Genomic DNA, 2559 nt, shown 5'->3' on the forward strand with positions numbered 1-2559 from the left:
TCATTGCTTGTGGCACACTGTGCATTTCAACATCATGAACGCATTGATGGAAGTGGCTATCCAAGAGGCCTTGTAGACTTTGAAATTCATCCATTTGCCAAGATTATTGGCGTTGCTGATGTATTTGATGCTGTTACTACAAATCGTGTTTATCGTGAAAAGATGTTGCCCTCACAAGGACTAGCTATCGTTGAAGCGGGCTCTGGTACTCTGTTTGATGCACGAATTGTAAAAGCTTTAAAACGAGCTGTTGTCCATTATCCTAATGGCGTTATTTTAAAGTTATCTGATGGACGACGTGGTATTGTCTCTAGACAAAATCCATTAGATGCAGCATTGCCGTGGATTCGTATTTTTGAGGAGCAAAATCAATTGCTCGCAGCTACATATGAAATTAATTTAGTGGACTATCCTGGAGTGACAATCGAAAATGTTGAGACAGATTATGTGGTTCCTACAAAAGTAGAATAAATTGCTCCTCCTGTTCATACGTTATGGAACAGGAGGAGATTTTTTTGTTTTTCCCTCGAAAAAGAATGAAATTACGCTCATATAGTAAAAGGGGAATGCGTCTTAATCGATTAACCATTTTAATTATTAGTATGGTTGCTTGCCTTATATTATTTATTTATTTTTTAAATGAAAGGCTCATGCCCACCTATTTGCAATACGCTGAAGTACAGACCAATAAAATTGCATCATATGTTGTGAGTAAAGCAATTAATTCGCGTACCTCCAATGTATTAGATGTAAATGATATCATTGAAGATATTCCTCCAGGTACGTCTGAAATGATGACGACAAAATTTAATACGGAAATTATTAATCGTGTTCGAGCGGAGACATTAGAGCTTGTCAAAATGTATTTAGAGCAAGCTGAACAAGGGGAATTATCCCATTTACCTGAATTAGAGAATGTTGAATACGATATAAACAGAATTCAAGAAGGTGATGGTATAGTTTTCTTTGTGCCACTTGGTCAGGCGGCTAATATCCCTTTGCTCGGAAATCTAGGACCAAAAATCCCGATTCGCTTCCACGTAATTGGGAACGTTCATAGCAATGTGACATCCTCCATTCAAGAATTTGGGATTAACAGTGCCTATGTGGAGGTAGGCATTCATTTAGAAGTAAATGTCCAGATTATTGTCCCATTTGCAAGTAAATCTTCAACCGTTGCACAGGATATCCCTGTAGCAATGGGCTTAACAAGAGGGCCTGTTCCAAACATTTATACAAATAGCAGTGATGCACCTCAACCTTCCATTGAAATACCTGTCCCATTTAAATAGAAATGTTTGTTGTGATAGTTGTTGGAGTTCATTTAATATGTTACATTGACAACAGTGAAGATAGTTAATATTAAAAAATGCATATTTTTGATAGGGGCGATATTCGTATGACATCTTGTAAACCTACAAGTAAAGAAGAACATTTAAGAAAACCAGAGTGGCTAAAAATAAAACTAAACACGAATGATGAATATAAAGGGCTTAAAAAGCTAATGCGTGAAAAAAATCTGCATACAGTTTGTGAAGAGGCTCGCTGTCCAAATATCCATGAATGTTGGGGAGAAAGACGAACTGCTACTATGATGATTCTTGGATCTGTATGTACACGTGCATGCCGTTTCTGTGCCGTTAAAACAGGCTTACCTAATGAATTAGATTTAGCAGAACCAGAGCGCGTTGCAGATTCAGTAGCTATTATGAACCTAAAACACGTGGTTATTACAATGGTAGCGCGTGACGATTTAAAGGATGGCGGTGCACAGGTTTTAGCAGAAACAGTTCGTGCTATTCGCCGTAAAAGTCCATTCACATCTGTTGAGGTATTACCATCAGATTTAGGTGGAGTGAAGGAAAACCTTCAAATGCTTATGGATGCGAAACCAGATATTTTAAATCATAATATTGAAACAGTACGTCGCTTAACACCAAGAGTACGTGCTCGTGCAAAATACGAACGCTCTTTAGAGTTCCTTCGTTTGGCAAAAGAGATGCAGCCAGATATTCCAACAAAATCATCTTTAATGATTGGATTAGGTGAAACACACGAAGAAATTTTAGAAGTAATGGATGATTTACGTGCGAATAATGTAGATATTATGACGATTGGACAATATTTACAGCCAACGAAAAAGCATCTTCCAGTTAAAAAGTATTATTCACCAATAGAATTTGGTAAACTGCGTAAGATCGCTATGGAAAAAGGCTTTAAACATTGTGAAGCTGGCCCACTTGTACGTAGTAGTTACCATGCTGACGAACAAGTAAATGCTGCAACAAAAGAACGTCAATTACAAGCAGAATTCTAAACGTCAAGGCTGAACAAAAAGGGTGGTGTCACTTTGATCATAGTTGAAGGATTAGAATATGAACTAATAGAAGACTATCGAGAAGCCTTTCAGGAGGATGTTTTCCAGGAAAGGTACTCAGATATCTTAGCTAGATATGATTATATTGTAGGCGATTGGGGCTATAACCAATTACGTTTAAAGGGCTTTTTTGATGATAAAAATCAAAAATCAACGTTTGATACGAAAATAAGTACGTTGCA

At 37.2% G+C, this 2559-nt stretch carries 4 protein-coding genes; all 4 read left to right on the forward strand.

The window, feature by feature from the left end; all coding sequences use genetic code 11:
• The coding region (locus RT445_RS23535) for an HD-GYP domain-containing protein (protein ID WP_313471750.1) at positions 1-471 on the forward strand (471 nt) is incomplete at its 5' end.
• Between the two features lie 23 nt (positions 472-494).
• A complete protein-coding gene (yunB, locus tag RT445_RS23540; protein ID WP_274794261.1) occupies positions 495-1292 on the forward strand; it encodes a sporulation protein YunB in 798 nt (265 codons plus the stop codon).
• Between the two features lie 107 nt (positions 1293-1399).
• The gene (gene lipA / locus RT445_RS23545; RefSeq protein WP_274794260.1) at positions 1400-2317 is read left to right on the forward strand and encodes a lipoyl synthase; all 918 of its coding nucleotides are present in this window, start codon (positions 1400-1402) and stop codon (positions 2315-2317) included.
• A gap of 33 nt (positions 2318-2350) precedes the next feature.
• On the forward strand, positions 2351-2559 hold a 209-nt coding region (locus RT445_RS23550; protein WP_313471752.1), incomplete at its 3' end, for a YutD family protein.

Source organism: Lysinibacillus sp. (assembly GCF_032093475.1).
Lineage (GTDB): Bacteria > Bacillota > Bacilli > Bacillales_A > Planococcaceae > Lysinibacillus > Lysinibacillus irui.